Here is a 23,537-nt window from a genome sequence, read left to right on the forward strand (position 1 = left end):
TGGGGATGGGGATCAGGGGCGCTCGACCCGGACGCCGGTGAGCGCGATCGGGCCGGTCATGCGCACGCGCACGCGGCCGGTGGGCCGCTCGCCCTCGGCGGCGACGGTGTGGGGCAGGGGGAGCGCGGGGGCGGCCGACGGGTCGGCGGCCCCCGGATCGATGAGCGCGGCCGTCCCGGCCGGGACCTCGAGCGCGCCGAGGTCGATCGCACGGGTGAGCAGCTCCGTGACCTCGGTGCCCGCGGGCAGCACCAGGTCCGCCGTGCCGGGCGCGCCTGAGGTGGGGCGCAGCTCGGTGCCCTCGAGCAGGGTCGCTGCGGCGTAGGAGAGGCCGCGCAGGTCCTCTGCGCGGTGGGCGGGGATCTCGCGCGCGTCGGGTCCGGTGGGAGTCTCCCGGGCCGACGGGGGCACGTGCACGGTGGCGCTCGCGACGGTCTCGGTGGCCGAGCGGGCCAGACGCACCGTGACGGGGCCGTCGGGCAGCTCCCACGCCTCGAGGTCCGGGGCGTACAGCGCCAGGCGCCGCCAGGGGATCTCCAGCGCGGCCCGCGTCCCGCCGGCGGGGACCTCGAGGGTCGTGAAGCCGATCAGCCGGGTCTCGGGCACTCGGTAGGGCCGACGGGAGAAGGAGGTGGCCGGGACATCGGCGTAGACCTGCACCACCTCGTGCAGCGGGCCCGCGGTGCGGCGCCGCGCGGGCGGTGCGAGCGAGAGCTCGACCTGGAGCCCGCTCTCGACGGCCTCGATGCGGACCCCGGACCATGCCGGGGCATCGAGCGCCAGCCCATGCCCGAGGGGGAACCGCGCGCCCTGCCCGTAGAGGTAGGTGGAGCCCGCGGTGATCACGTCGTAGTCCAGCACCGAGGGCAGCGGTGAGGAGTCCGGCCAGGTCTGCGCCAGGCGCCCCGAGAAGTCCCGGGCCCCGGTGAGGAGGTCCGCGAGTGCCTCGCCCTCCGCCTCCCCGGCGTGGGAGGACCAGACCACAGCCCCCACGCGCTCCTCGAGCCCCTCGAGGTCATAGGGATAGGAGGAGGTGATGACGAGGACCGTCGCGACCTCCGCGCCGAGCCCGGCCAGGCGCTCGGCGGCCTCCTGGTCCGGTCCCATCAGCCGCACGTGCGGCCGGTCCTCGGTCTCGCGGCCGTGGACGTGGGGCTCGTTGCCGATCACCAGCACCACCGCCGCGGCGCCCTCGGTGGCGCGGGCGAAGGCCTCCTGCGCGCCGGTCAGGACCCGGGGGCGGAAGCGGGCGGCGCCCGGCACGGTGCCGTCGGCCGACGGAGTCGCCGCGCGCAGCACCAGCGCACCGGTGTGGTGCTCGAGCCCCACCACCCGGCCGCTGCCCAGGTGGCGCAGCTGCCAGGTGCCGTCCCCGCCGGCCACGCGGTGGAAGGTCTCCTGGACGATCCAGCCGCCCACCCGCTCCGCGGAGGCGACGAGCTGTCCGCGGTCATCGACCGTGACCAGGAGCTGCGTCGAGGTCTCGCGCAGCGCGACGACGTCCTCGCCGAGGTCCAGCACCTCGAAGGCCGCCGCGCCGGGGAGGGCGGAGCGGGGGACGTCCGCCGCCGGCCGGGAGCAGCGCAGCGAGGCATCGGTGGCCAGCAGCACCGGGTCCGGGGCGACCTCGCGCCCCGGCACACCGGGGACCGCGCCGGTGCTGACGAGGTCCAGGGCCACGGTCTCCAGCAGCGAGGAGGTGCGCACGCGCTCGCCGGACTCGTCGCGCTCGGCCAGGGCGCGGGCGAGCGGCACGGGATCGTGGAGCTCGCCGCTGTACCAGTCGCGCAGCACCGTGTGCGCCTGCTCGCCGAGCACCGCGATCGGCCCGTCGGGCAGCGGAAGGGCGGCGTCGTCGCGCCGGGCGAGCAGCACCGCGGAGCGCGTGGCGACCTCGCGGGACAGCGCCCGCCGCTGCGCGCGGGTGGCCGGGACGGCGGGCGGCGGGGCGACGGGCGTGGAGCCGTCGGCGGCGTCGGGTCCGAAGCCCGGCAGGGCGTCGAGCTCGCCGGTGCGCGCACGGGCCACCAGCTGGCGCACCGCCGCGCGGTCGACGTGGGAGGCCTCGATCAGACCGCGCTCGAGCGCCTCGGTGACGGCCCGGACGGTCTCGCTCGCGTCCTCGCCGTGGTCGGTGAAGGAGTCGGCGCCCGCGCGCAGCATGGCCGCGTGCGCGCTCGCCGCGTCCGGCACCACCTTCTCGGCGCGGAACAGGTTCGAGGGGGCGCCGGCATCGGTGACCACGAACAGCAGGTCCGGATCCGGCAGCCGGGAGCGCAGCTGCGAGGCGAGCAGGTCCGTGATGTGCGCGGGCCGGCCGCCCACCAGGTTGTAGGAGAGCATCACCGAGGCCGCGAGGCCGCGCGCGACGGGCTCCACGAAGCCCGGCAGCTCGTACTCGTGCAGCACGCGGGACGAGAGCTGGGAGTCGGTCACACAGCGGTCGGTCTCGTTCGAGTAGGCGAGGAAGTGCTTGAGCGTGGGCAGGACCTGCCAGGTGTCGCCCTCGCCGCGCAGCCCGCGGGAGAAGCCGCTGGCCAGCTCCGCGTTCAGCAGCGGGTCCTCGGTGTAGGCCTCCTCGGTGCGGCCCCACAGGGGATGGCGCAGGGTGTTGACCACCGGGGCCCACACGCTGAGGCTCACCGCGGGGTCCGCGGCGTGCCGCTCCCGCACCTCGGCGGCGGTGACGGCCGCGGCCGCACCCAGCAGTGCGGGGTCCCAGGACGCCGCCATGCCCACGGGCTGCGGGAACTGGGTGGCGAGGCCCTTCCAGGCCACGCCGTGCACCCCCTCGGTGCCGGTGACGAAGGGGCCCACTCCGAGGCGCGCGACGCCCGGGGAGCGCTGGTGGAGCAGGGCGATCCGCTCGGGGAGGTCCATCCGCGCCACGAGGGCGCGCGCGGCGTCGAGGCGTCGCTGATCGGCGGGGGAGGGACGCCCGACGGCGGTGGGGGCGTGCGGTGACGAGCTCATGGGTCCTTCATCCTGCATCGTCGGCGGTGAGGTCATGCATGGTGGGGCGCCACGAGCGCCGGGCGTCAGTGCCCGCACGGCCCCGGAGCGTCAGCGCCCTGGCGGAGCGGCCCCGCGGAGCCTGGCCGCGACCCTATCGAACCGATTCGACGAAATCCAGGACGCTCCGAGCCCTGTCGTTCCGTCCTGCCTCTCACCCGCGGGTCGTCGCGCGGGGGGTGAAGCTGGGGCTGAGCAGGCGCGAATGCGCAGGCAGATCGGGGGAGGCGACCCGATCGAGGGCCATGGCGACCCCGGTGCGGCCGATGGCGGGGACGGGGAGGTCCACGGAGGAGAGCTCCCAGGGGCCGCTCATCGCGGCATCGGTCGGGGCGAGGGCGACGACCTGCAGGTCGTCGGGGCAGCCGACGCCGTGGGCGAGCAGCGCGCGGCCCAGCATCGCGAGCGCCGGCTCGTGGTGCACGAACAGGGCGTCGACGGACTGCTTCTCCACCAGCTCCTCGCGGACCAGGGCGGAGATCGCCTCCGTCTCCGGGGGCACCTCGAGGATCCGGTGCTCGATGCCGAGCTCCGCGCAGGCCATGGTGTAGCCGAGGCGCGCGCGCCGGGCGTAGGTGGGCACGGGACCCTCGGGGCCGGCCGACGGCGGCTTGAGCATGCCGATCCGCGTGCAGCCGCGCCGGTGGAGCTCGCGGACGGCGAGCATGGCCCCGGCCATGAAGTCGAAGTCCACGCAGGCCAGGCCGCCGGCGTCCTGCGGGTTGCCGATGAGGACCACGGGGCGGGGGAGCCGGGCGAGGGCGGGGATGCGGTCGTCGTCCTCGACGATGTCCATCACCATGAGGGCATCGACCTTCCCCTCCTCGACGATCCGCAGCGTGCGCTCGCGGTCCTCGGCGGTCACCAGCACGACCTCGTAGTCCTGCTCGTGGGCGGCGGTGAGGATGGAGCCGACGAAGTCCATGATCACGTGATTGTCGATGTCGGGCCGCTGGGGGACCGCCAGCCCCAGCAGGGAGGTGCGCTGCAGGGCCAGGGCGCGCGCGCTGGCCGTGGGGTGGTACTCGAGCTTCGCGACGGCACGCTCGATCCGGTCACGCGTGGCGCTCGAGATCGGACGCTTCCCGCTGAGGGCGTAGCTGACGGTGCTCAGCGAGACGCCGGCCTCCTTCGCGATGTCGATCATCGTCGCCATGTCCGCTCCTGTCCGCCGCATCGCCGTGCGCCGAGGAGGCGCCGGCTTCCCTGCCGTCTGCGGAGCTGCTCCGCAGGCGGTCCATTGTCCCGTCTCGCGGCGCCCGGGGGAACAGATTCGACGAATTCTCGCAGAAGCGCTTCGACGAGGGTGCCCCGTTCACCGAGTCCTGTGGCGTCAGCGCCGGGCGGGGCAAGATATCGATGCGGGACGGCGAGGTCAAGGGGTTTAGTGCCGCCGGCGCCACCGTTCTCCGAGATAACGATCCAAAAAGCATCGGCGCAGGTCAGATTGTCGTTTCGGACAAGATCGAGACGGCGGATCTTGACGGTGCGCGGTGGTTTCTGTAGCTTTCTCGACATTGTCGACGACGCCGAAGTGCCGGACGGCGGCGTCGACCGTCCCGGAGGGCACGCCTCCTTCCGTCGACGGTCCCGTCCCGCCGCTCCTCATCGTCGAGGGCGGAGCGTCGGGCACCCCGCTCCGGCGCTCGCGGCACCACCGACGGAGGCTCCCCGTGATCTCTCGACGACACCTCCTCGGCGGGTCCGCCGCGGCGGGACTGGCCCTGTCCTCCTGCGCCCGCGCTCCCGCCGCCGGGGATCACGTCGTCCGCTACTGGGGGATGGGGGCCGCGGACGCGGACAAGGACGAGGCGGTCCGTGACGCGTTCCTGAGGACCGAGGCCGGCAAGGACGCCCGGATCCACATCGACCAGGTGCCCTCGAACGGCGCCGCGGACATGAGCCCCATCATCACCGCGGTCCGCGGCAACACCGCCCCGGACGTGTGGTGGATGGGACGCTTCACCGCCGTCCAGTCGGCGTCCATCGGACTGCTCGAGCCCCTCGATCCGCTGATCGAGGAGTTCGAGGGCGTCTCGCCGGAGGAGTTCATGAGTCAGTGGGTGCAGTTCGCCGTCGACGAGGTGACCTACGACGGCGGGATCTACGGGCTGCCGACGGACACCGACGCGCGTGCGCTCATGTACAACGAGGACGTGATGATCGACGCCGGCGTCGATCTCGACATGCTCGATCCCGATCAGCACGTGATGACCTGGGGCGAGCTGCGGGAGGCGGCGCGGAAGGTCATGACGGTGGACGGCCGCGGCAACTACACCCGCTTCGGCTTCGCGCCCTGGCTCGATGAGGGGTGGCCCTACACCTGGGGGTTCGGCCTCGGCGCGGAGGTCTACGACAACGACACGGCGACGGTGACCCTCGATTCTCCGGAATGGGCCGCGGTCTACGAGCTGTACGCGGACTGGGCGGAGGAGTTCCCCTACGCCTCGGTCGACACCTTCTTCGCGACGTACCAGCCGCCGAACTCCCCGCCCAGCCAGTCCGCGATGTTCAGCGGCCGTCTGGGATTCACCACGACGGGCCCGTGGTCGATTCAGGGGAACGAGAAGTACGCCCCGGACCTCCCGCTGAAGTTCACCTGGCTGCCGGTGACCTCGAGCGGCGACGAGACCTACACCTGGTCCGGCGGATTCTCCCTCGCGATCCCGAAGGGAGCCAACATCACCAGGACCCTGTGGGAGTACATGACATTCCATGCCGGGTTCGAGGGGCAGTCGATCATCCAGCCGGCGATGGGCAATCTCCCCACCCACCTGCGGGCGATCGAGGAGAAGAAGTACAACCCTGCGGCGGAGATCTTCCGGCAGATGCTCCCGACCTCCATCGCCCGACCGCCGCTCCCGGCGGGCCAGGCCATCTGGGACACCCTCGACCGCACTCGCGTGGCCGTCCCGATCGGCTCCGAGACGCCCGCGGGAGCGGCCGAGGTCAACCAGGACTACGTCGAGCCGAAGATGGACCTGTTCTCCGGATACCGAATGCCGGATTCCTACGGTCAGCCCAACGAGATCCCCGGCTGATCCCGGTCGGAGCTGACCGCGCTCCGGGTCACCACCACCACGCCGGGGGACGAGCGCCAGGAGTGGGTCGTCGACGGCGAGCTGTGGCTGGAGGAGCGGGGCGACGGTCCTGAGCGGAGCGGGCACATCCAGCCCGAGGAGTTCGCGAGCAGCTGGGACTGGGCCCAGGTGCTCGAGGACCTCGCCGACGCGGCGAGCTCGCTCGAGGAGGTCGGCTCCCGCGAGATCGACGGAGCCTCGACGGATGGCTACGAGCTCACCTCCGAGGAACGGACCGAGACGTGGTGGATCGACGGCGACGGCCGACTGCGCGCGTTCGAGTTCGTCTATGCCGACGGCTCCACCGGCGGCGGGACGCTCTTCGGCTACGGCGAGGAGTCCCGCGTCGACGCTCCCTGACCTGACGGGGATCGCTCAGGAAGGCCTCGTCGGAGCGCTTTTCGGCGGCTCTCGATGCATCGCCATGCAGTCGGGCCGCTGGGTGCTCGAAAACGGGTTGTCCGACAATCAGGAGAAGCTCTGTGCTCTGCAGGGATGAGCAGCCTCGCCGACGGTCGATTGGTCAACCGGTGCAGAGTATGCAAGCATCACTCCGGCTCCCTGTGCGATGACGCCGCGGACCGACTGCTCCGGTCGGACGTCCGCGGCCGCCGTCCCGTCCCCCGGAGCAGGTGCGAGGCACCGCTCGGGTCGACGGCGACAGGCCTGCGTCACGGGAGCACGGATCCGGTCGGCCCGAGGACGGGCGCAGCCCTGCGCGGGGTGCGCCCTGTGCAGCGCGCGCAGGACCGGATCGACACGATCGGTCAGTCCGCGACGAAAGGAAGTCCAGTGCCGCCAGCAGGCGAGATCGCCCAGCTCGGAATCATCGGAGTGCTCCTGCTCCTGCTCCTGTTCTACGGGGGCACGATGTGGATGTCGGTCGTGATCTCCCGCCGGAAGGAGAACGCCGACGGCTACATGACCGCCGGCAACACCATCGGCTTCGGCATCTCCGCGGCCTCGATGACCGCCACCTGGATCTGGGCGTCCTCCCTGTACGCCTCGGTGACCGCGGGCTACACCTACGGCGTCTCCGGCCCCATCCACTACGGGCTGTGGGGCGCCCTGATGATCCTGTTCATCTACCCCTTCGGCAAGCGGATCCGCGCCGTGGCGCCCAAGGCGCACACCCTCGCCGAGGTCATGTACGCCCGGCACGGGCGCTCCTCGCAGCTGATGCTGGCAGGCTCCAACGTGCTGGGCTCGGTCATCTCGCTGACCTCGAACTTCATCGCGGGCGGCGCGATCATCGCGATGCTCTCCCCGCTCTCCTTCGGCGCCGGCATCCTCATCATCGCCGGCGGCGTGCTGATGTACACCCTGTGGTCCGGCTTCCGCGCCTCCGTGCTGACGGACTTCGCCCAGGTCGTCGCGATGCTGGGTGCGGCCGTCGTCATCATCCCGGCGGTGTTCTTCCTCGCGGGCGGCCCCTCGATGTTCACCGCCGGCGTCGAGGCCGGCAACGTCACCCCGGAGCAGGAGAGCTTCTTCTCCTCGGACGCCTTCATGAACCAGGGCGCGCCGTACATCGCCGCGGTGCTCGCCTACGCGATCGGCAACCAGACCATCGCCCAGCGTCTCTTCGCCGTGCGCGAGGACCTCATCAAGCCCACCTTCGTCACCGCGACCGTCGGCTACGGCGCGACCGTGATCGGCGTGGGCATGCTCGGCGTGATGGCGCTCTACCTGGGGGTCGAGCCCGCCGGCGGCGACGTCAACAACCTCATGCCGCAGATGGTGGGCACCTACCTGCCCGTCGTGCTGGTGGCGCTCGCCTTCATCATGATCGTCGGCTCGCTGTCCTCCACCGCGGACTCCGACCTCTCGGCGCTCAGCTCCATCGTCATGACCGACATCTACGGCCAGTCCGTGGGCCGGGAGAAGGCGAACCCGAGGGTCATGGTGCTCATCGGCCGGATCACGATGATCGTGGCCACCGCCGCGGCGCTGTTCTTCGCCACCGCGCAGTTCAACATCCTCGACCTGCTCGTGTTCGTCGGCGCCCTCTGGGGCTGCCTGGTGTTCCCGGTCATCGCCTCCTTCTACTGGAAGAAGGTCACCAATGCGGCGTTCACCGTCTCCGTGCTCGCCGCGCTCGCGGTGTTCCTGCCCGTCCGCTTCACCCTGTTCCCGCTGACCGGCGCCTGGGGTCTGGTCGTCGAGCTGCTCTCCGTCGTGGGCATCGGCGTGGTGCTCGGCATCATGGCCTTCGGGTTCTTCGGTCTGCGTCCCGCGGTGATCGTCGGGGCGATCGCCACGGTCGCCGCGCTGCCCCTGGGTCTGGGGTACCTGCGGGACTTCGAGACGCTCTCCGGCTCCCTCGTGGCCTACGCGGTCTCCTTCCTCGTCTGCTACCTGATGAGCGTCCGCTCGCGCCAGGACTTCGACTTCGCCGTGATCCAGCAGGTCACCGGCGACTTCGAGGGCGACGACGAGGCCGTCGGGGCCGCCGACGAGATCCCGCCGACCGGGGCCGCCGAGCCCGCGCCCGCCGGCCGCTGACGAGCCCGCCGCCACCGACCGGGCACCGCCCGGCCCGACCACCACACACCCCTCCAGGAGGAATCCCATGACCGCACTGCTGACCGCCTACGTCCTGATGTGGCCCGTGCTCGTGCTCGGCGTCCTGGTCACGATCACCGGCGCCTTCGTCAAGGACGTCAGGAAGGCCCGCGCGGAGGGCCGCCCGGTCATCTGACCGCCGCCGTCCGTCGCTCTCCTCCGATGCCGCCGGGCAGAGTGGGGTGCGATTCCGAGCCGGAAACCGCCCGCGGACGGTTCGGATCCGCACCCAACTCGTCGGGAGGCGCCGGGTGAGCGCCGGGCGCGCGACGCGCCCGGCGCTCGCGGGCTCAGGGCACGATCCACCCGGCCGCGCGGAACCGTGCAGGCGGCAGCGGTCGAGGATCCCGCCGCCTCGGGATCCTGTGCCCGTGCCTCGTGGCCTGCTTCCCGACCCGCGGGACGGGAATGACCCGACCTCTGCCGCCTGCCTAGCATGGACCCGGTGACCACGCCCTTCCCCGCCTCCCATGTCCCGACCCTCCCGGAGCGACCCCGCAGGGCCGGCGCCCGGATCACGATCACCCTCGCCTCGCTCGCGATGATCGGGCCGTTCACGATCGACACCGTGTTCCCGGCCTTCACCCGCATCGGCGAGGAGTTCGCGAGCGACGAGGTCGCCCTCCAGCAGCTGGTCTCCGCCTATCTCGCCGCCTTCGCGGTGATGTCGATCTTCCACGGCCCGCTCTCCGACGCGCTGGGGCGCAAGAAGGTCATGATCGGCGGTCTGATCATCTACCTGATCGGGATGTTCGGCTGCGTGCTGGCCCCCAGCCTGGGCAGCCTGATCCTGCTGCGGGTGCTGCAGGGCATGAGCGCCGGCGCGGCCACCATCGTCTCCCGCGTGGTCATCCGCGACATGTTCTCCGGCTCCGAGGCGCAGCGGCTGATGGCGCAGGTCATGATGATCTTCTCGGTCGCGCCGGCGATCGCCCCGATCCTCGGCGGCTGGCTGCTGCTGCTCGGCGACTGGCGCTGGGTGTTCGCGGGCGTGGGGGTGTACGGCCTGGTGGTCCTCGCGCTCACCGTCCGGCTGCCCGAGACCCTCCCGCCCGAGGAGCGCACGCCGCTGCAGGTGCGCTCCCTGCTGGGCTCGCTGGTGCACGTGGGCCGGTCCCCGGTGATGCTGCGGATCGCCGCGGCCTCCGCCTTCGGCTTCGCCGCCCAGTTCCTCTTCATCGCCGCCGCCTCGATCTACGTGGTGCGCCTGCTGGGCCTGGGGGAGCAGGACTTCTGGGTGCTCTTCGTGCCCCTGATCATCGGCATGATGTCCGGCGCCTGGGTGGTGGGGCGCGCCGCGGACCTCATGGACCGCGCCCGGTTGATCACGATCGGCTTCGCCGGCACGGTGCTCGCGGCCGGTCTGAACATCGTGCTGGTCTCCCTCGCCCCCGAGTTCACCGGCGCCATCACCTGGTCGCTGCTGCTCGCGGTCATCGGACCGATGGTCATCGCCTTCACGGTCGCGCTGGTGTTCGCCCCGATCCAGCTGGAGGTGCTGGACCTGTTCCCGCACGAGCGCGGCGCCGCCGCCTCGCTGGGCACCTTCTTCGCGCTCGTGCTCAACGCGCTGCTGGCCGGGGCGATCGCCCCGATGGTCGCGACCAGCCTGCTCTCCCTGGCCCTGACCTCCCTGGCCTTCGCGGTGCTGGGCGGGGCCTTCTGGGCCTGGCACCTGCACGCGCTGCGCTCCCGCGCCTGAGACCGGTGGCGGGAACGGGCCCCCTCCCGCGGCGGCGCCGGTAGAGTCGCCAGTGCACGTCAGGCGATGATCGGCCTGTCGCTCCGGCAGCCGAGCTCCGTCGCCCCCAGCCGCGCACGACGAGGGAGCCTTCCATGACCGCATCTGCCCCCACCTCCTCCGCCCCCGACCGCAACCTGGCCCTCGAGCTGGTCCGCGTCACCGAGGCCGCCGCCATCGCCGGCGGCCGCTGGGTGGGCGCGGGAGACAAGATCCGGGCCGACGGCGCGGCGGTCGACGCCATGCGCTCCTTCATGGACACCGTCCGCATGGACGGCACCGTGGTGATCGGCGAGGGGGAGAAGGACGAGGCCCCGATGCTGTTCAACGGGGAGCAGGTGGGGGACGGCACCGGTCCGCGGGTCGACGTCGCCGTGGACCCGATCGACGGCACCCGCCTGACGGCGCTCGGGTACAACAACGCGCTGGCGGTCTTCGCCGTCGCGGAGCAGGGGAGCATGTACGACCCCTCCGCGGTGTTCTACATGGAGAAGATGGTGGTGGGACCCGAGGCCGCGGAGTTCGTGGACCTGCGCCTGCCGATCGAGCAGAACGTCAAGCTGGTGGCGAGGGCGCTGGACAAGCCGGTCAACCAGGTCACCGTGTGCGTGCTCGAGCGGGCCCGCCATGAGGGCCTGGTCCGCGAGATCCGAGCGGCCGGGGCGCGGGTCAAGTTCATCATGGACGGTGACGTGGCCGGGGCGATCGCCGCCGCCCGCGGCGCCGGCGTGGACATGCTGCTGGGCACCGGCGGCACCCCCGAGGGGATCATCGCCGCCTGCGCGGTCAAGGCCACCGGCGGCATGATCCAGGGCCGGCTGGCCCCCACCGACGAGGCGGAGCGGCAGCGGGCGGTGGACGCCGGCCACGACCTCGAGCGCGTGCTGACCACCGATGACCTGGTCACCTCCGACAACTGCTATTTCGCCGCCACGGGGATCACCGACGGCGACCTGCTGCGCGGGGTGCGCTACCAGAGCCACCGGATCGTCACCGAGTCGATCGTCATGCGCTCGACCTCCGGGACGGTGCGGATCGTCGAGGCGGAGCACCGGGCGGAGAAGTGGGGGCGCTGGATCTCCGAGTGAGGGGCGAGGGGATCGGCGCTAACCTGGAGATATGGCCAGCTCCGCGCCCGCGATCCACGTCGCCGTCGATCTCACCGTCCTCACCCTGCGCGAGGGCCGGCTCAGCGTCCTGCTGATCCGTCGCGAGGAGGATCCGCACCGCGGCGCCTGGGCGCTGCCCGGCGGCTTCATCGCGGTCGGCGAGGACCTCGAGGACGCCGCGTACCGGGTGCTGGCCGACGAGGCCTCGCTGGGCAGCGGGGCGGTCCACCTCGAGCAGGTCCGCACCTTCGGCGCCCCCGGGCGCGATCCCCGCGGCCACGTGGTCTCGGTGTCCTTCATGGCCCTGGGTGCGGACCTCCCGGACCCCCAGCGCGGCGACGACGTGGCCGATGCCCGCTGGTGGGCGCTCGGCGACCTGGCCGCGGTGCCGCTCGCCTTCGACCACGCCGCGGTGCTCGAGTGCTCCCTCGAGCGGGCCCGCAGCAAGCTCGAGTACACGACCCTCGCGATCACCTTCCTGCCCGCGGAGTTCACGATCTCGCAGCTGCGCGGGGTCTACGAGAGCGTCTGGGGCGCGAACCTGGACGCCGGCAACTTCCACCGCAAGGCCACGCGCACCGAGGGCTTCCTCGTCGAGCTCGACCGGCACGCCCCCACCACCGGGGGCCGGCCCGCCCGCCTCTACCGGGCGGGCCCGGGCACCTCCCTGGTCCCGCCGCTGCTGCGCGTGGGCGACGGGGAGGCCGGGGGCCGGTGAGCGTGGCAGGATCGTCCCGTGACCACTGATCCTGCAGCACCCGCCGCCCCCTCAGCACCCGCAGCCTTCGCCGACGACGCCCGCGCGGCCCTCGCCGCCGCGTACGCCGCGGCGCGCACGAGGGTCCACGCCCTCGCCGACGCGCTCCACGCCGATCCCGAGATCGCCTTCGAGGAGCACCGCGCCCACGACCGCTGCGCCGCCCTGCTCGAGGGCGCGGGCTTCGTGCTCGAGCGCGGGATCGCGGAGCTGCCCACCGCCTTCCGCGCCCGGATCGGCTCCGGGTCCCTGGTGGCGGCCCTGTGCGTGGAGTACGACGCCCTGCCCGGGATCGGCCATGGCTGCGGGCACGACCTCATCGCCGGCGCCTCCCTCGGCGCGGCGCTCGCGCTCGCCGGCGCGGTCGACGAGCTCGACCTGACGCTGCTGGTCATCGGCACGCCGGCGGAGGAGCACGGCGGCGGCAAGCAGCTGCTGCTGGACCGCGGGGTGTTCGACGGGGTGGACCTGGCGCTGATGGCCCATCCCACCGGGCACACCGACACCTACGACGTGCTGGGCTCGACCAGCCAGGCCGTCGGCCGCTGGCGAGCCACCTACACAGGCCGCGGCGCGCACGCCGCCGCCAACCCCACCGAGGGGGTCAACGCCAACGACGCCGCCGTCATCGCGCAGGTCGCCGCCGGGCTGCTGCGCCAGCGGGTCGAGGACGGCCAGCGTCTCGCGCTGGTGCCCCAGCAGACCGGTCTCACCAACATCGTGCCCGAGCGGGCGGTGGTGGACTTCGAGTGCCGGGCCCTGACGATGCCCGCGTTCGAGCAGCTGCGGGACCTGCTGATGGCCTGCTTCGAGGCCGGCGCGGTCGCCACCGGCGCGCGCCTCGAGATCGAGGCCACCGAGCCCGTCTACGAGCCGCTGCTCCAGGACGAGGTGCTCGGCGCGGCCTGGAACGCGGCCATGGAGCGCCTGGGCCGACCGCTGAACGGCTCCCTCGGCGTCATGGCCGCCTCGACGGACATGGGCAACGTGACCCAGCGCGTGCCGGGTCTGCACCCCTTCGTCGGCATCACCGGCGCGGACGCCGCCCTGCACACCCCGGCCTTCGCCGAGCACTCCGCGAGCGCGGAGGGCCGCCGCCTGCTGGACGACGCCGCGGTGGCGATGGCCTGGGTGATCCGGGACGTCGCCGCGGACCCCGCCGCCCGCGCCGCAGTGCGCGAGCAGGCTGCCCGCCTCGCGGCCGCCGGCGGGTTCGCGGCCGGCGGCGCCGTGCCCGCGCCGCGCTGACCTCGCGGCGCCGGATCCGCGCCGACGAACGGTCGCGGGACCGCCCGCTCCGCTCCACCGCGGGGTCACCCGCCCGTCACCTGGGAGCGGGAGGCTGGGGCCACTGTCCGAGCCCCCGCGGGGTTCGTCGGCCGATCCGGTGATCCTCCCGGGGCAGCGCGAGAAAGCTGGTCCACGATGAAGCTCTCCGTCATCGGTGTGGGATACCTCGGCGCGGTGCACGCCGCGAGCATGGCCGAGCTCGGCCACGAGGTGATCGGCCTGGACGTCGACGCCGCCCGCATCGCGAGCCTCTCCGCCGGGGAGCCGCCCTTCCACGAGCCCGGCTTCGCCGAGCTCCTCCGCCGCGGCCTGGACTCCGGCCGGCTCCGCTTCACCACCGAGCACGCGGAGATCGCCGGCGCCGAGATCCACTTCCTGGGCCTGGGCACGCCGCAGCGCGCCGACGGCTTCGGCGCCGACCTGCGCGCCCTGCACGCCGCGGTCGAGGCGCTCGCCGCGGTGCTGCCGGCCCGCGAGGGGGCGCCGACCCTGGTGGTCGGCAAGTCCACCGTCCCCGCCGGCACCGCCCGGGAGCTCGCCGCGCGGATCGAGCGGATCCCCGGCGCCCGTCTGATGTGGAATCCCGAGTTCCTCCGCGAGGGCTTCGCGGTGCAGGACACCCTTGCCCCGGACCGGCTCGTCTACGGGGTGCGGGACCCGGAGGCCGAGCCGGCGGGCATGGAGGTGCGGATGCTCGATGCGGCCTACGCCCGCATCCTCGAGCGCGAGGTGCCGCGCCTGGTGATGGGCTTCGAGACCGCCGAGCTCGTGAAGGTCTCCGCCAACGCCTTCCTGGCCACCAAGATCTCCTTCATCAACGCGATCTCCGAGCTGTGCGAGGCCACCGGCGCGGACGTCACCGACGTCTCCCGCGCGCTGGGCCTGGACGAGCGCATCGGCGGCCGGTTCCTGCGCGCGGGCGTCGGCTTCGGCGGCGGCTGCCTGCCCAAGGACATCCGCGCCTTCATCGCCAGCGCCGAGGACCTGGGCGTGGGGCAGGCGCTCGGGTTCCTGCGCGAGGTCGATGCCATCAACCAGCGCCGACGGGTGCGCGCGGTGGACCTGGCCCGCGAGATGCTCGGCAGCCTGCGGGGCCGGCGCATCACCGTGCTCGGCGCCGCCTTCAAGCCCGACAGCGACGACACCCGGGACTCGCCCGCCCTCGAGGTCGCCACCCGCCTGATGGCCGCCGGAGCCCACATCACGGTCACCGATCCCGAGGCGCTCGCGACCGCGCGCCGGCGCTTCGAGGGCCTGACCACCGTCGAGGACACGGCGGAGGCGCTGCGCGGCGCCGAGCTGGTGCTGCTGCTCACCGAATGGGAGGAGTACCGCCACCTCGATCCCGTCGCCACGGCGCGCCTGGTCGATGCCCCGCGGATGATCGACGGCCGCAACGTGCTCTCCCCGCCGCGCTGGCGCGAGGCGGGCTGGGAGATCCGCTCCCTGGGCCGGGCGGATCCCGCGGGCCGCCCGCAGGCCCCTGCGGCCCGGGCGGGCTTCGCCTCGGCCTGAGGCGCGACGCCCCGTCCGGCCACGGCGAGTCCACCCCGGCGCCTCAGATCGTGCGTCCCTCCGCGAGCGCCCGGCGCCGCGCCGCGGCGGCGCCGCCCAGCCCCAGCGCGACCCCCACCGCCAGCCAGGCGAGCAGCCACAGCAGGTCCTGGCGCGGATCCACCCAGCCGCCGCCGATCGCCCCGCGGAAGGCGTCCACCGCGTGGGTCATCGGCAGGAACTCGTGGATCGCCCGGAAGAACCCCGGCAGGGTGGCGGTGGGATAGGTGCCGCCGGCGCCCGAGATCTGCAGGGCCACCAGCACGAGGGCCACGAACTTCCCGACCGGCCCGAACAGCGCCCCGAAGCCGTGGTTCAGGGCCACGAACACGAGGCTGGTCAGCCCCGCCAGCCCCAGCATCAGCGGCAGGTCGTCGATCCGGATCCCGACCGCCCGGTGCAGGGCGCCGACGGCGATCGCGGCCTGCACCAGGCCCAGGGCGGCGGCGGGCAGCAGGCCGCCGGCGAGCAGGCCCAGCGGGCGGCGGCCGCGGGCGACGGCCTGCGCCGAGAACGGCGGCATCATGAGGAAGATGGCCATGCCGCCCACCCACAGGCTGATGGCGAGGAACAGCGGGGCCAGGCCCTCGCCGAAGCGGCTCAGCTCGTTGTCGCGCTGGAAGGTCATCTGCACGGGGTCGGAGGCGGTCCGCGCGAGCGCCCCGGCCTCGTCGTCGGTGTAGGCGGGGACCTGCTCCCGGGCGTCCTCGAGGCCGTCCCGCAGCTCGGTGGAGCCGTCCGCGAGCTGCCCGGCGCCGTCGTCCAGCGCGGTGGCGCCGTCCGCGAGCTGCCCGGCGCCCTCGTCGACCTGCCGGGCGCCGTCGGCCAGCTGCGCCGAGCCGCCGGCGAGCTCCCCGGCACCGCCGGCGAGCTGCTCCGCGCCGCTCCGGGCCTGCGTGGTGCCGCCGGCGAGCCGCTCGGCACCGGTGGCGAGATCACCGGAGCCGCGGGCCAGCTCGACCGCCCCGTCGCGGGCGGTGCTCACCCCCTCGGTGTACCGGACGACGCCGGTGGACAGGTCCTGCGCGCCCTGGTCGGCCGCGTCCGCTCCGGTGGCGAGGTCCTCCGCTCCGGTGGCGAGGTCCTGCGCGCCGGTGGCGAGGGTGTGGATGTCCTCGGCGCCGGTGGCGAGGCTGCCGTACGCCTCGGGCAGGGCGACCGCCGCGGTGCGGGCCTGCTCGGAGAGCTCGCCCGCGAGCTCCGCGGCCGTGGGCTCCCCGGAGCCTCCCGATTCCGAGGAGGGGGCCGCGGCGTCGCCGCGCAGGGTCTCGAGGTCCTCGCCGAGGGTCGAGGCGTCGCTCGCCAGGCTCGAGCTGGAGCCGCTCAGGGTGGAGGTGTCCTCGGCCAGCGCCCCGGTGGTCTCCGAGAGCCCCTCGAGGTACGGGGTCAGGGAATCCGCGGCCCCGGTGACGGACTCGGCGGTCTCGGCGATGTCGGTGGAGACCCCGGTGGCGTCCGTCGCGGCCTCGTGGGCGCCGATCGCGTCGGTCGCGGCCTGCGCGGCGGAGTCCCGGGTGGTCCCCGAGGTCTCCGCGACGGCGCTGAGCTCCTCGCAGAAGGCGGCATCGGCCCCGGAGTCGGCGCAGCGAGCGGCGAGGTCGTCGACCGCGGAGGTGTAGTTCTCCACGTCCTGGGAGGCGGTGGAGGCGCTGGTCTCGGCCGTCCCGGCCGCGGTCTCGGTGTCCTGGGCCGCGGTGTCCAGGGCGCTCGCGTCCTCGCCGAGGCCGGCGGTCCCGTCCCGCACCGTGCGGGCATCCTCGGCGCGGTCCTCGGTGGTGGCGGCGAGGTCCTGGGCGTCCTGGTCCACGGCGGTGGCGGTGCCCTCGAGGGAGGAGGCGTCCTCGGCGAGGGTGCCGGCGGCCTGCGCCGGCTGCTCGAGGCGCTCGCCGATCTCGCCGCTGACCTGCTCGAGATCGTCGATGGCGGTGACCAGGTCCTCGCTCGTGGTCCGGACGCTCTCTTCGGTGACGCCGAGCTCCTCCGCCGTCTCCTGGGCGTCCGTGACGGTCTCGTCGAGCTGCGCGGTGCCCTCGGCGATCTGACCCGCGCCCTCGGAGAGCTCAGCGGCCCCGGCGGACAGGGTCGAGGTGCCCTCGGCGAGCTGCTCGGCGCCCTCGCGCAGGGGGACGCCCTGCTCGTCGAGGGTGGTGAGCCCGTCGCCCAGCCGCTCGGCGCCGGTGTGGAGGGTGGCGGTGCCGCCCTGCAGCTCGACCGCACCGTCGTTGAGGTCCCGCAGCCCCACGACCAGGTCGAGGCTGCCGTCATGGAGGGTGGAGGCGCCGGCGGCGAGCTCGCCGCTGCCGCTCGCGAGCTCTCCCGTGCCCGCGGTGAGCTCGCCGGACCCGTCGACCAGCTCTCCGGTGCCGTCGGCGAGCTCGGAGGCGCCGCCGGCGAGGTCGGTGGCGCCGTCGGCCGCGTCGCCGATCCCGTCGTGGATGCTCGTGAAGCCCACGTAGACGGAGTCGAGGTACTCCTCGAGCACGGAGGCCCGCAGGGAGTCGGTCAGCGCGGTGCCCACCGACTTCGTGAAGTTGCCGCCCACGTAGTTGATGGAGTCGTTGGTGGTGACGGTGAGCATCGCCGGGGCGGTCTCGGCGGCCGCCTCGCCCTCGTCGGCGAGGGAGGCGATGTGCGCGGAGAAGTCCGCGGGCACCTCGACGGCGGCCCCGTAGGTGCCGTCCTCGAGCCCCGCGCGCGCCTCGTCCGCGGAGACCTCGACGAAACTGAAGACGTTGTCCTCCTCGGTCTCGAGCAGGGTGTCGGTGAACTCGCGACCCACGTCGATCCGGCGCTCCTCGCCGGTGGGGGAGCTCGCGATCGCGCCCTCGTCCTCGTCGACCACGGCGGCGGTGATCTCGTGGAGCTGGTGGGAGGGGTCGCGGAACGACCAGGTCATGTTGCCGGAGTAGATGACCGGAACCAGGGCCAGGCCCACCACGAACAGCGCCGCGATCGGCTTCTTCCACTCGGCGGGCAGCAGGGAGAGGGCCACCGAGCCGGTGGTGGCCAGGCCGCGGCCGACGGCGCGCACGGCGCCGCCCGCGGCGGCGAGCAGGGCGTGGAGCGCGGACTGGAGGGCGGCGAGGAGCGCACGGAGGATTCCCATCACGCCGCACACGATACGCTCGTGTATCGAGATTGGTTACCCATGGGTAACAAGTGTGGTGCAGGGAATAGCTCAGCCGGGCAGGTCCACGACCCAGGGATCGGCGGGCAGGGTCGCCGGGTTCCAGCGCCGCAGCAGGTCCGCGGCGGTGCGGCAGCCGGCCACGCCGAGCGAGTCCCCGAGGCGCCCGACGACGTCCTCGGCGCTCTCCCCGTGCGCGAGCCGGTCCCGCAGGGTCACCGCGCCGTCGCGCTTGGCGAGCCGCGCCCCCTCCCGGTTCACCGCGAGGGGGACGTGCGCGTACCCGGGCTCGGGCAGGCCCAGCAGGTGGGCGAGATGGGCCTGGCGGGGCGCGGAGCTCAGGAGGTCGTCGGCCCGCACCACCTGGTCCACCCCGGCGGCGGCGTCGTCGACGACCACGGCGAGGTTGTAGGCGATCACGCCGTCGCCGCGGCGCAGCACCAGGTCGTCGACGCTCCCGCGCACCTCGCCGGCCCACAGGTCGTGCACGCTCCAGGTGGCGACCTCGGCGCGCAGGCGCAGCGCGGGCTCCCGGCGCAGCTCCCGGCAGCGCGCCCGGCCCGCCGCACGCTCGGCGGGCGAGAGGTCGCGGCAGGTCCCGGGATACGCCCCGGGCGGGGCGTGCGGAGCGCTGGGCGCCTCGAGGATCTCGCGGCGGGTGCAGTAGCACTCGAAGACGGCGCCGGCCTCCTGCAGGTGCTCGATCGCCCGGCCGTGCGCCGTGCCGCGCTCCGACTGGCGGACCACCTCGCCGTCCCAGTCCAGGCCCAGGGCCGCGAGGTCCTCGAGCTGGCGCTGCTCGGCCCCGCGGCGCACCCGGTCGAGGTCCTCGACGCGGAGGTGGAAGGTGCGCCCCGTGCGCCGGGCCAGGACCCAGGCCAGCAGTGCCGTGCGCAGGTTCCCCAGGTGCAGGTCGCCGCTCGGGGAGGGGGCGTAGCGGCCGGCCCCGGCGGGGGCGGGAGGTGCGGGGGTGTCCATGGCGGGGCAGTCTACGGACGGCCCGTCGCGCCGGGAGGGAGCACCAGCAGCACGTCCCCGTCCCTGTCACCGGGCACGGGGCGGTCCACCGGGGCGGGGAGGAAGCCGAGCCGGGCGGCGAGCGCGCGGGAGGGTGTGTTGCGCGCGGCCGTCACCGCGAGCACCTCCTGACCGCGCGGTCCGTGCAGGGGGTCGGCGAGGACCGCGCGCATCGCCTCGCTCGCCACGCCCCGTCCCGTCGCCGCCGGGTCCAGCCGCCAGTACGCGCTGAGGGCCGGAGCCTGCTCGGTCTCCAGCTCCATGAGGCCCACGACCCCCAGCAGCCCGGGCGGCAGCGCGGCCCCCGGGGCTGCGCGGAGGGTGAGGTAGCCCCGGCCGGTCCGCTCCCGCCGCTCGATCCAGTGCGCGAGCACCCGGCGCATCTGCTCGGGCTCGGTGAGAGGCTCGGTGAGGTCCTGTGCGAAGGCGCGCGGGTCGCTGTGCAGGGCGAACAGCGCCTCCAGGTCCGGAGGGCCGACGGGGCGCAGGAGCAGCCGCGCGGTGCGCACGGCATCGGACGCGACGACGGCGCGGCGATCATCGTCCGGGGACATGATCGCCGCGCCGTCGGGCACCAGCCGGTGCGGTGCGCCGTCGTTCTCAGGCGTCGCCGCGGTGGCTCCCGCGCTTCTCGTCGTCGGAGCCGGTGGCCTCCGGGGTGGCGGAGGTGCCCTCGGCCGCGGTGGTGTCCTCCTCGCCCTTGAGGGCGGAGGCGACGTCACCGGCATCGGCCGCGCCGACGGTGTCCGAGACGGCCGAGGAGTCGTCCTCGGTCGCGGCGGAGGCGGGGTAGTGCGCGCGGGCGAAGTCCGCCGGCGGGGCCCACGGGTCCTCGACCGGACGGGTCTTCTGCCACACCACGTAGCCCGCGGCGGCACCGGCGGCGGCCAGGCTCAGCAGGAGCAGGACGCGACCGGCGCGCCCCTTCTTCTTCGGGCGTGCGGTGGGCTCGAGGATCGCGGCACGGATGAGGACCTGGCCCTTGTCGAGCTCCTCGTAGGCGGCGTCCGCGGCGGACCGCACTACGGTGCCGGTGGTCGAGGCGGTCTTGCGGGCGCGCGGGAGGTAGTCCTCCTGCACGTCCGTCCGGAGCTTCTCCGCACGGGGGCCGACGGTCGAGGAGAGCCGGTCGGACTGCTCGCGCAGCCGCTGCTGGGCCTCGGGCACGTACTGGTCGTACAGATCAGCGGCCCGGCTGCGCACCTCGCGGGCGCTCTCCGAGATCACGGGGCCCACGGTGGCCGCGACCTTCTGCAGCTCCTCGACGGCCTTCTCGGCCTTGCGGGAGATCGACGTCTCCGCCTGGGCGGCGGCCTCGGCCGCGGCCTGCTCCGCGGCCCTCTTGGCCTTTCGGGTGGTGATCAGCGCCATCTGGTTCCCCTTTCGGTGGTATCCGCCGGGTCGGGCCGACGGTGGTCCCTGGGCCGGGACGTCCGGGCGGACGTCGGGACCCGTGTGGCACAACTCTAACGCGAGCCGGTGACAGGAGCCCCGGGGGAACGTTCAGGGGAGCGACGGACCTGTCCGCTGTGGGCGGACGCGAGGGGCGCGGGGGTCTGTGCGAGGATGTCGCCATGTTCGCAACTCTGCACACCAACCACGGGGACATCCGCCTCGAGCTGTTCCCCGACCACGCCCCCACGACCGTCGAGAACTTCGTGGGCCTCGCCGAGGGCACCCGGGAGTTCTCCGACCCCGAGAGCGGGGAGAAGGTCACCCGTCCGTTCTACGACGGCGTCGTCTTCCACCGCATCATCTCCGGCTTCATGATCCAGGGCGGCGACCCGCTGGGCACCGGCACCGGCGGCCCGGGCTACACCTTCGACGACGAGATCTCGGAGAAGAACTTCAACGAGCCCTACGTCCTGGCCATGGCCAACGCGGGCACCCGCCGCAACGCCCTGACCGGCCGCCCCGCGGGCACCAACGGCTCGCAGTTCTTCATCACCGTCGGCCCCACCCCGCACCTGCAGGGCAAGCACACCGTCTTCGGCGCCGTCGCGGACGAGGAGTCGAAGAAGGTCGTCGACCAGCTCGGCGCCGTGAAGACCGACATGCGCGACCGCCCCCTCGAGGACGTCGTCATCGAGTCGGTGACCATCGAGCGCTGAGGACCGGGGCGCCCCGCCCCCTCAGCGACCGAGCGCCGTCGGCGCCGCCGCAGCCCCCGGGCTGCCGCGGCACCGGCGGCGCTCCGCTGTGCACGGGGCCGGGCGGGGAGGGGTCAGACCGTCGCGAGGCCCAGTGCGGTGCCGATCCCGTAGGTGACCAGGAGGGCGAGCATCCCGCCCGCGATGGTGCGCGCGGTGGCCCGGCCGGCCTGCGCCTGACCGAGTCCGGCGCTCGCCACGCCCAGCAGCGCCAGCGCGGCCACCACCGCGACCATCGTCGCCGGCAGGCGCAGCATCGGCGGCGAGAGCAGGATCGCGGCCATCGGGATGAGGCCGCCGAGGGCGAAGGAGAGCAGGGACGTGACCGCGGCGCCCCACGGGGAGACCACGGCCTCGTCCTCGACGCCGTGGCGGAAGCGGGTGTGCGCCGCGAGCGCGTCGTGCCGCTCCAGCGAGTCCGCGACGGACTCCACCACCTCGTCCGGGATCCCGGCCTCGCCGAGGGCGTCGACCAGATGGTCGTGCTCGGCCTCGGGGTGCGCGGCGAGGGCGCTGCGGGTGCGGGCGATCAGCGCGCGGTCGGTGTCGCGCTGGGTCGAGACCGAGACGTACTCGCCCATCGCCATCGAGAGGGCGCCGGCGATCAGCGCCGCGAGCGAGGTGATCAGCAGCCAGCGGGTGTCGGTGGTGGCGCCGGCGACGCCGACGGCGAGGCCCGCGACCGAGACGATGCCGTCGTTCGCGCCGAGCACGCCGGCGCGCAGGCGGTTGACCCGCTCGGAGCGGGAGGAGCGATCGTCCTCGACGGGCGCCGGGGCCGGGAGTCGGGACGGGGAGGAGAGGGGGGAGTCGAGGAGTGCCATGCCCTGAGAGTATTATCTGGAAATAGTCCAGACAAGCGAGGTGAGGCTTCGCTGACCTGCAGTGATGGCAGCCTTACCTGACTTCGGGGCCCCGGCGCCGTACGCTCCGTGCATGACGCCCCGCCATCTCGCCGGTGCCCGGATCCGCGCCCAGGGCCTCGCCGGCCCCGTCGGCGCCACCCCCGTCGAGGTGGCACGCTCCTTCGTCGCCCATCAGGGCCAGGACGCCCCGGGCGTGATGGCCTCCCTCGCCCTGCGCAGCGCGGGGGGTCTCGAGGAGGTGCTCGCCGCCGTGGACCGCGGCGAGGTGGTGCGCGGCTACCCGATGCGCGGCACCGTCTTCGCCGTCGCCGCGGACACGGTCGCCTGGCTCACCGACCTCTGCGCGGCGGGGCCGCTGCGCGCGGCGATCGCCCGCCGCGGCGCCCTCGGGATCGAGGAGCGCGACGTGGACCGCGCCGCCGAGGTGCTCGCGGAGCTCGCGGCCCCGCACTCGGAGCGTGGCCGCGGGCGGGGCGTGCTGCGCCGGGACCTGCTCGCGGCGTGGGAGGAGGCGGGGATCGCGACCGGGCAGGGGCGCGGATACCACCTGCTGGTCGAGCTGATCATGCTCGGGCACGCCGTCTACGGCCCGTGGCGCGAGCAGGAGACGGCGGTGGTCCTGGCCGACGCCTGGCTCCCGCCCGGGACGGACCTCGAGGGCGCCTTCGGCGGGGACCGCACCGCTGCCGCCGCCGAGCTCGCACTGCGCTATCTCACCAGCCACGGCCCGGCCTCGGTGCAGGACCTGGCCTGGTGGTCCAAGCTGCCGCTGCGCACACTGCGCCCCGCGATCGAGCAGGTCCGGGGGCGGCTCGAGAGCGGCTACGCCGGGCGCGACGGGCGCCTCCACGCCACGGCGGACCGGGCCCGCGGAGGCGACGGTGAGCAGCTCTGGTGGCGACCGGGCCTGCTCGAGGAGTACGCCGCGGCGGAGAAGGAGAGCATGCGCGAGCTGCTCCTGCCGGGCTTCGACGAGCTCGTGCTCGGCTACCGCGACCGGCTCTACCTGATGGACCCGGAGCGCCATCGGGCACTCGTGCCCGGCAACAACGGCGTGTTCCAGCGCGCCGCCCTCCGCCGCGGCGAGGTGGTGGGGACCTGGACGCGCACGGGCCGGCCCGGTCGGCGCTCCGTCGCGCTGACGCCCCTGCGGCCGATCAGCGAGCGGCAGCACGCACGCTTCGAGGCGCTGTTCGCGGCCTTCCCGTACACCGCGCCCTGAGCCCCGCCGACCCGGTCCCCGGTGGGGCGCAGGCGGCCGTGATGGAA

General features: G+C 74.0%; 18 protein-coding genes. 11 read left to right on the forward strand and 7 right to left on the reverse strand.

Annotation, left to right across the window (positions count from 1 at the left end):
- Positions 1 to 12: 12 nt before the first annotated feature.
- Positions 13 to 2,973, reverse strand: a complete 2,961-nt coding sequence (locus CXH06_RS00590; protein WP_198683977.1) for a glycoside hydrolase family 3 protein — start codon at positions 2,971 to 2,973, stop codon at positions 13 to 15.
- Positions 2,974 to 3,166: 193 nt separating this feature from the next.
- Positions 3,167 to 4,168: a LacI family DNA-binding transcriptional regulator gene (locus CXH06_RS00595; protein WP_114853207.1), complete on the reverse strand. Its 1,002-nt coding sequence runs from the start codon at positions 4,166 to 4,168 to the stop codon at positions 3,167 to 3,169.
- A gap of 517 nt (positions 4,169 to 4,685) precedes the next feature.
- Here CXH06_RS00595 and CXH06_RS00600 point away from each other — a divergent pair.
- From CXH06_RS00600 to CXH06_RS00640, 9 genes are all read left to right on the forward strand, one after another.
- Positions 4,686 to 6,053 carry an extracellular solute-binding protein gene (locus CXH06_RS00600; protein WP_114853208.1) on the forward strand — a complete coding sequence of 456 codons (1,368 nt, stop codon included), beginning with the start codon at positions 4,686 to 4,688 and terminating at the stop codon, positions 6,051 to 6,053.
- Between the two features lie 168 nt (positions 6,054 to 6,221).
- The gene (locus tag CXH06_RS00605; protein WP_114853209.1) at positions 6,222 to 6,452 is read left to right on the forward strand and encodes a hypothetical protein; all 231 of its coding nucleotides are present in this window, start codon (positions 6,222 to 6,224) and stop codon (positions 6,450 to 6,452) included.
- Between the two features lie 510 nt (positions 6,453 to 6,962).
- On the forward strand, positions 6,963 to 8,597 hold the full coding sequence (locus CXH06_RS00610) for a sodium:solute symporter family protein (RefSeq protein WP_232820150.1): 1,635 nt from the start codon (positions 6,963 to 6,965) through the stop codon (positions 8,595 to 8,597).
- Positions 8,598 to 8,664: 67 nt separating this feature from the next.
- Positions 8,665 to 8,793, forward strand: coding sequence for a putative transporter small subunit (locus CXH06_RS18475; protein ID WP_114853210.1), 129 nt, complete (start codon positions 8,665 to 8,667; stop codon positions 8,791 to 8,793).
- 300 nt (positions 8,794 to 9,093) lie between these two features.
- Complete coding sequence (locus CXH06_RS00620; RefSeq protein ID WP_114853211.1) at positions 9,094 to 10,359, forward strand: MFS transporter; 1,266 nt, start codon at positions 9,094 to 9,096, stop codon at positions 10,357 to 10,359.
- A 134-nt stretch (positions 10,360 to 10,493) separates the two neighbouring features.
- Positions 10,494 to 11,486: a class II fructose-bisphosphatase gene (glpX, locus tag CXH06_RS00625; RefSeq protein WP_114853212.1), complete on the forward strand. Its 993-nt coding sequence runs from the start codon at positions 10,494 to 10,496 to the stop codon at positions 11,484 to 11,486.
- 31 nt (positions 11,487 to 11,517) lie between these two features.
- Positions 11,518 to 12,225: an NUDIX domain-containing protein gene (locus tag CXH06_RS00630; RefSeq protein ID WP_114853213.1), complete on the forward strand. Its 708-nt coding sequence runs from the start codon at positions 11,518 to 11,520 to the stop codon at positions 12,223 to 12,225.
- Positions 12,226 to 12,243: 18 nt separating this feature from the next.
- Entirely contained in the window at positions 12,244 to 13,512 is a 1,269-nt protein-coding gene (locus CXH06_RS00635) for an amidohydrolase (RefSeq protein WP_114853214.1), read from the forward strand.
- Positions 13,513 to 13,689: 177 nt separating this feature from the next.
- Complete coding sequence (locus CXH06_RS00640; protein ID WP_114853215.1) at positions 13,690 to 15,069, forward strand: UDP-glucose/GDP-mannose dehydrogenase family protein; 1,380 nt, start codon at positions 13,690 to 13,692, stop codon at positions 15,067 to 15,069.
- Positions 15,070 to 15,112: 43 nt separating this feature from the next.
- Here CXH06_RS00640 and CXH06_RS00645 read toward each other — a convergent pair whose 3' ends face one another.
- The 4 genes from CXH06_RS00645 to CXH06_RS00660 all read right to left on the reverse strand — a co-directional run bounded on the left by CXH06_RS00645 (position 15,113) and on the right by CXH06_RS00660 (position 20,623).
- Entirely contained in the window at positions 15,113 to 18,214 is a 3,102-nt protein-coding gene (locus CXH06_RS00645; protein ID WP_114853453.1) for a YhgE/Pip domain-containing protein, read from the reverse strand.
- Positions 18,215 to 18,286: 72 nt separating this feature from the next.
- Positions 18,287 to 19,213: a tRNA glutamyl-Q(34) synthetase GluQRS gene (gene gluQRS / locus CXH06_RS00650; RefSeq protein WP_114853216.1), complete on the reverse strand. Its 927-nt coding sequence runs from the start codon at positions 19,211 to 19,213 to the stop codon at positions 18,287 to 18,289.
- An 11-nt stretch (positions 19,214 to 19,224) separates the two neighbouring features.
- Positions 19,225 to 19,806: a GNAT family N-acetyltransferase gene (locus CXH06_RS00655; protein WP_157975536.1), complete on the reverse strand. Its 582-nt coding sequence runs from the start codon at positions 19,804 to 19,806 to the stop codon at positions 19,225 to 19,227.
- A gap of 46 nt (positions 19,807 to 19,852) precedes the next feature.
- Positions 19,853 to 20,623 (reverse strand): hypothetical protein, encoded by a 771-nt coding sequence (locus CXH06_RS00660; RefSeq protein ID WP_114853218.1) that lies wholly within the window; start codon positions 20,621 to 20,623, stop codon positions 19,853 to 19,855.
- Positions 20,624 to 20,826: 203 nt separating this feature from the next.
- Between CXH06_RS00660 and CXH06_RS00665 the strand changes: the two genes are divergently transcribed.
- Entirely contained in the window at positions 20,827 to 21,363 is a 537-nt protein-coding gene (locus tag CXH06_RS00665) for a peptidylprolyl isomerase (protein ID WP_157975537.1), read from the forward strand.
- Between the two features lie 113 nt (positions 21,364 to 21,476).
- Here the strand turns inward: CXH06_RS00665 and CXH06_RS00670 are convergent, their stop codons facing one another.
- A complete protein-coding gene (locus CXH06_RS00670) occupies positions 21,477 to 22,226 on the reverse strand; it encodes a VIT family protein (RefSeq protein ID WP_114853219.1) in 750 nt (249 codons plus the stop codon).
- Between the two features lie 112 nt (positions 22,227 to 22,338).
- On the opposite strand from CXH06_RS00670, the gene CXH06_RS00675 reads away from it, so the two are divergent.
- The gene (locus CXH06_RS00675) at positions 22,339 to 23,490 is read left to right on the forward strand and encodes a winged helix DNA-binding domain-containing protein (RefSeq protein ID WP_114853220.1); all 1,152 of its coding nucleotides are present in this window, start codon (positions 22,339 to 22,341) and stop codon (positions 23,488 to 23,490) included.
- The last annotated feature ends 47 nt before the right edge of the window (positions 23,491 to 23,537 follow it).

Origin of the sequence: Brachybacterium sp. YJGR34 (genome assembly GCF_003347015.1) — a bacterium.
In the GTDB taxonomy this organism is placed as follows: domain Bacteria; phylum Actinomycetota; class Actinomycetes; order Actinomycetales; family Dermabacteraceae; genus Brachybacterium.